A 5,312-nucleotide genomic window follows, 5' to 3' on the forward strand; every position below is an offset into this window, starting at 1 on the left:
TAACATCCTTTTCCAGTTTTTTAATTCTTTTATCTAAATCTTTAACAGGTATGTGTTTTTTAATTTTCTTTTTAGAAATTCCAGACATAATTATTATTATGTAATTCATCTTTATTAAAAGTTTGGTTTTTAACTATATATTAATTATTATATTGTCAATTATTATTTATAGTTAACTATTAACTATGGTTAACTATTTATATCAAGACCACTAAAATTATATTCAACAAAAGATTTTGGTGGAGATGAAACCATGGATGATAAAAAAAGCATAATAATATATTTCAGCAGAGCAGACGAAAACTACTTCGGAGGCACTATAAAAAGCATTGATAAAGGCAATACTGAAATTGTAGCTGAATTCATACAGGAATTGACTGGTGCAGATATTTTCAAAGTTGAACCAGCCATCCCATATCCTGCAGATTACTATGAATGCATTGAAGAGGCAAAAGTGAGGACAGCAAACCATGACGCTCCGGTTAAGGAGGAAATTCCGGACATAACCGATTATGAAGTGATATACATCGGCGCTCCAATATACTGGGGAGGAATGCCCGAAGAATTATTCCAGGCACTCAAAGGTCTGGATTTCAATGGAAAAATTATCAAGCCATTCACAACCCATGAAGGATCAGGTTTATCTGGCGTTCCAAGACAGCTGAAAGAAATCTGTGAAGGTGCAGATATTCAAAATGGACTTTCAATAACCGGATCACAAGTGAACAGCTCAAAGTCAACTGTAGAACAATGGATATAGTGGAGATAAAATTATAAGTGATATCATGCCATTGAATGAAAACCCCGAAAAAATATTCCTATACCATTACGTTGAAGAACTGATTTCAAGCTATGGTGATTATTACAATTCCAACATGAAAGAGGAGGATTACACCATAAAAGAATTGTCCGTTCTTTTAAGAATCAGAATGGATGACGTGACCACCCAACATAATTTGGTGAATGTGTTTAAGGTAAGCGGAGCATACATTGCAAAGGTATTGAGAAAATTTGAAGATAATGGTTTAATCTTAAGAAAGGAAAATCCTGAAAACAGACGCCAAAAATTAGTAAAGCTCACTGATGATGGAGTCAAAAAGACAGACAAATTACTTGATACAATTGAAAATTGGGAAAGTGAAGTCACATCCAACATTACGGATGAAGAACTAAAAAACCTAAAAAAAATATTGTTTAAAATATTATGGGGATGAAAATATGGAATTCAACCTGAATGAAGACAAGGAAGTAGTTGCACTGCTTGGTGCAGGAAGTATGGGAACAGCAATCATCAAAAGAATAAGTACAAACAGAATAATATTTCTAGGAGACATCAGCGAAGAGAACCTTGAGACAAGAGCCAAGGAGCTCAGATACAATGGATATATTGTCGAGACACAAATAGTTGATGACATGGATTCAGAGTCAGTTGAAGAGTTTGCCAAAAAGGCCAGTGCACTTGGAAAAGTAAAATACTTCATTGACACTGCGGGAGCATCACCAAATCAGGCAAGCCCTGAACACATCATTAACTTGGATTTGGTGGCGACTTCCGTTGCAATCGACATTTTCGCCAAATACATTGCCAAAGGAGGCGCGGGACTTATAATTTCAAGTCAAACCGGATACATGATGGATTTGCCATCTGAAATTGAACAGCAACTCGCCCTAACTCCAACCGATGAGTTGAAAGACTTGGACTTCATCAAAAATGATGCAACAGTAAACTCCGGTGTTGCATATGTCGTTGCAAAAAGGGCAAACCACTTAAGGGTCAGAACAGCCGCCGCAACCACATGGGCAGATGCAGGGGCAAGAATAAACTCAATTTCACCAGGTATCATTGTAACCCCATTGGCATATGATGAGTTTGAAGCTGCAGGTGAAGGCTATCAGGAAATGATCAATTCATCAGCCGCAAAAAGGGTGGGAACATCTGAAGAAATCGCAAGGGTAGCAGAATTTCTGTTGAATGATGACTCATCATTCATAACAGGAATTGACCTGTTGGTTGACGGTGGAGTCATAGCATCAATAGCCAGCGGAAGATACTCTTTAGAATTACAATAATGGTGATAATATGGAATACATTAAATTAAATGACGGTTTGGAAATTCCGGCAATCGGATTTGGAACATTCATGATTCCTGCAGACGGAAGCACATATGAAGCAGTCAAAACTGCGCTTGATTTTGGAATAAGGCACATTGACACAGCTGTTGCATACTTCAATGAACAGGAAGTGGGAAAAGCCGTAGCCGACAGTGATGTGGAACGTGAAGAGGTTTGGATTACCTCCAAATTGTGGCTTCAGGACTACGCATATGAAGATGCCAAAAAAGCCATTGACTTATCTTTGGAAAAATTGGGAACTGATTATATGGACTTATACCTGCTTCACCAGCCTTACGGAAAAGTTACAGAAGGATGGAAAGCGCTTGAAGAAGCAAAAGAGGAAGGTAAAATCAAATCAATTGGTGTAAGCAATATGACACCAGCACTATGGAACAAATGGGTTTCTCAGTTCGATTCAATGCCTTCAGTCAATCAGGTCGAATTCAATCCATATATCCAGCAAAAGGAGTTAAGTGAAATTTTAAAACCTTTGGATGTTAAAATACAGGCTTGGGGACCGTTAAGTCGAGGAAACGCAAATCTTTTAAATGAACCAGTGATTTCGCAAATTGCTGAAAAATACGGTAAAAATGCAGGCCAAGTTATTTTGAGATTTGAAAATCAGGAAGGAATTATCGTATTTCCAAAATCCACAAATCCCGAAAGAATCAAATCAAATATGGAAATATTTGACTTTGAGTTAACTGATGATGAAATGGATAAACTCCGTGCATTAGATACAGGTAAAGGTTCACATGACCCTGATGCACCAGGTGTTGGTGAAATGCTAATGAATGCCTTTGATGTGCATGCTAATGATTGAACTATTTTAGTTTAATCTCTTTTTTTAATTTTAATACATACGACTAGTTCATGAAAAACACATAAAAAAGTTTAGATGCTTATCGATTTTTTACAACTAAAACTCTTCATTTTATATAAAGAAATCCCCTAAGAATACGAACAATTCGTATAAAACGTGTAAAAAATTTAACTGATTTTCTTATTTTTATCTTGTTTTTCTGAGAACATTTCTTTCAATCCATTTTAGATCATCGAGTTTGATTTGTGTTGTTGCTCCAGCATATGTTCGATAGATTCTTTTTATTTTACCTGGAAACGTTACTTTGAACAGTAATTCTACCAGATTGTTGTTTTTGGTATTTTTTTGTCTTTTGTGTATTCTAATGCTTTATCTATTTTTTTAGAGAGTTTTTTGATGAAATCTTGTATTATTGCAGGTAATTCTTCTAATTTGTCATATAACTGATGGAAGTATTTCATTGCTGTTTTTAAAGTTTTGGCACGGAATATTTTCTTGATTGTGTCTTTGTATTCTATGTGTTCTTTGATTTGGGCTTTGTATTGTCTTATTTTTTCTTTATTTTCATCAATTTCTCTTTTTAGTTTTTTTCTTTTTTCTATGTTGTTTATTGCTTTTTTGTCAGATTTTTTAGGCCTTCCTCTTTTTAAGGGCATTTTACTTTTTAATTCTTCTATTTTTGCTTCTTTCTTTTCATTTGATTTTTTTAGGGATTCTATGCTTCTTTCTTTTTTGTGTAGGTATGGATTGAGTTGTGTCATTAGGTTTTGCATTATGTGGAATGTGCAGAGTTGGTGTTTTACACCTAATCGTTCGATTATTTCTGGATATGAACGATGCCCATCGGTAATAATTGTATTTAATTCTATTCCTTCTGTGGATTCTTTTAAGAATTTTTCAATGTATTCTTTGTTGAATTGATTTTTGGGAATTAACTCGTCATTGATTATCATCTTTGTACAGGCATCAATTAAGGCTAATCTGACGTAGATTTTATTACTAATCTTTATAAATTCCTCATCGTAACTATAGTAACCGCTTGGTTTTATATCTAGTTTTTTGATTTGTTTTAGTATTTCTTGTTCTTTATTGTAGATGTATTGTGGTGCTAATTCTTTTTCATGTAAGTATATGCTTTGTCTTGAGATTTTAAGGTCAAATTGTTCGTTTACAATTTCAGTTTTAGAACCATATGACGCGTAGGTGATTTTTGTGCACATTAATCCCTGTTCTTTGATTTCTCGAGTATAATTGCAGTATTTGTCAATATACTCCGGAAGCATAGTTGTTATGTATTTTTTCTTATTTTTAGAGCTATATTCATAAGTTTGCTTATAAATCACATATTTTTTGTTCAATTTAAATGGAACTAAACCATTTTTAACATGCGTTTTAGCAAATTCGGGATCATATTCCCTATAATCAAAATAAATCACAAATAATTCAGTATCCATTATTTCTGCGAATAAATCAACGATTTTAGGCGAAATAGTGTTGCAAACGTAGAGAAGATTCCCACAACCAAATAAGTAATATTTAAATAAATCCTCAACACAATATATCTCTGTAGGCTTTTTATTTTGGCTTTTCATATATAATAATTAGCCTACATCTAATTTAAAGATTCCTATAAACTATAAATTTAAAAATAAAAATCAAATACTCTTCAATAATTCAATAAATTGATATTCATAAACTATATTAACACCCAATAAATTATCAACGAGTATTGATAATTCTAAGAGTAATGAGCCATATTTTACAGTGTAACTTAAAAGAGTGATATTATATTAAATCAATAATATCATTTAATTAAAGGAAAATCAATTGAATTTATCATTATTTTTAATATAACAACTTAATATTAACTTAATAACATATTAAGGTGTAATTAATGAAATTTAGAAAAAATAAAATTATATTCATCAGTTAAATTTTTTACACTAACGAATATTATCTATTTTCTTTGTAATGAACTAGATATTGACATAATTGTACTTATATCTTTTTGAAAAACAGAATCATCGTAATTAGTTTTTTCACTGTGGGTTATGATAACTCCATATGTATATCCTCCAGTTTCAAACTCAGCATATGTGAAATTTTCTGGTGTCGTATAGGCTCCTGTTTGTAATTGTTTGGTATAACTACATTTTTCAGCAAATCCACCACTAAAACTCTCTGTTTTTTCAACTTTTTTGTTAGATAAATAATCTGACTCTAATCCTGAATATTCTTTTGTTTTTCCCTTTTCTCGGCTTTGTCATTTTGTTAGTTGGGATTTTATGTTTTTCATCCAGCCGTTTTTTCTGTTGTATATCTGATTAAATACTCCATCTTCTGTTCTATATCGTTTTTTCTCGGCTTTTGGTAA

At 32.6% G+C, this 5,312-nt stretch carries 5 protein-coding genes; 4 read left to right on the forward strand and 1 reads right to left on the reverse strand.

Going from position 1 to position 5,312, the window contains the following annotated elements; all coding sequences use genetic code 11:
* Nucleotides 1-253: 253 nt before the first annotated feature.
* Genes IJI93_RS06070 through IJI93_RS06085 form a run of 4 tightly spaced genes read left to right on the forward strand, consistent with a single transcriptional unit; the run spans nucleotide 254 to nucleotide 2,938 of the window.
* Nucleotides 254-760, forward strand: a complete 507-nt coding sequence (locus tag IJI93_RS06070; RefSeq protein WP_292821254.1) for a flavodoxin — start codon at nucleotides 254-256, stop codon at nucleotides 758-760.
* Nucleotides 761-785: 25 nt separating this feature from the next.
* Nucleotides 786-1,214, forward strand: a complete 429-nt coding sequence (locus tag IJI93_RS06075) for a MarR family winged helix-turn-helix transcriptional regulator (protein ID WP_292821256.1) — start codon at nucleotides 786-788, stop codon at nucleotides 1,212-1,214.
* A 4-nt stretch (nucleotides 1,215-1,218) separates the two neighbouring features.
* Complete coding sequence (locus IJI93_RS06080; RefSeq protein ID WP_292821258.1) at nucleotides 1,219-2,070, forward strand: SDR family oxidoreductase; 852 nt, start codon at nucleotides 1,219-1,221, stop codon at nucleotides 2,068-2,070.
* Nucleotides 2,071-2,080: 10 nt separating this feature from the next.
* The gene (locus IJI93_RS06085) at nucleotides 2,081-2,938 is read left to right on the forward strand and encodes an aldo/keto reductase (RefSeq protein ID WP_292821260.1); all 858 of its coding nucleotides are present in this window, start codon (nucleotides 2,081-2,083) and stop codon (nucleotides 2,936-2,938) included.
* Between the two features lie 317 nt (nucleotides 2,939-3,255).
* Here the strand turns inward: IJI93_RS06085 and IJI93_RS06090 are convergent, their stop codons facing one another.
* The gene (locus tag IJI93_RS06090) at nucleotides 3,256-4,530 is read right to left on the reverse strand and encodes a hypothetical protein (protein WP_292821262.1); all 1,275 of its coding nucleotides are present in this window, start codon (nucleotides 4,528-4,530) and stop codon (nucleotides 3,256-3,258) included.
* Nucleotides 4,531-5,312 lie beyond the last annotated feature (782 nt).

The organism is Methanobrevibacter sp. (assembly GCF_017431965.1).
Lineage (GTDB): Archaea > Methanobacteriota > Methanobacteria > Methanobacteriales > Methanobacteriaceae > Methanocatella.

What these genes read in the sequence shown, in the direction of transcription:
- IJI93_RS06070 (WP_292821254.1), top strand. Translation starts at nt 254, where the DNA reads ATGGATGATAAAAAAAGCATAATAATATATTTCAGCAGAGCAGACGAA.
- IJI93_RS06075 (WP_292821256.1), top strand. Translation starts at nt 786, where the DNA reads ATGCCATTGAATGAAAACCCCGAAAAAATATTCCTATACCATTACGTT.
- IJI93_RS06080 (WP_292821258.1), top strand. Translation starts at nt 1,219, where the DNA reads ATGGAATTCAACCTGAATGAAGACAAGGAAGTAGTTGCACTGCTTGGT.
- IJI93_RS06085 (WP_292821260.1), top strand. Translation starts at nt 2,081, where the DNA reads ATGGAATACATTAAATTAAATGACGGTTTGGAAATTCCGGCAATCGGA.
- IJI93_RS06090 (WP_292821262.1), bottom strand. Translation starts at nt 4,530, where the DNA reads ATGAAAAGCCAAAATAAAAAGCCTACAGAGATATATTGTGTTGAGGAT.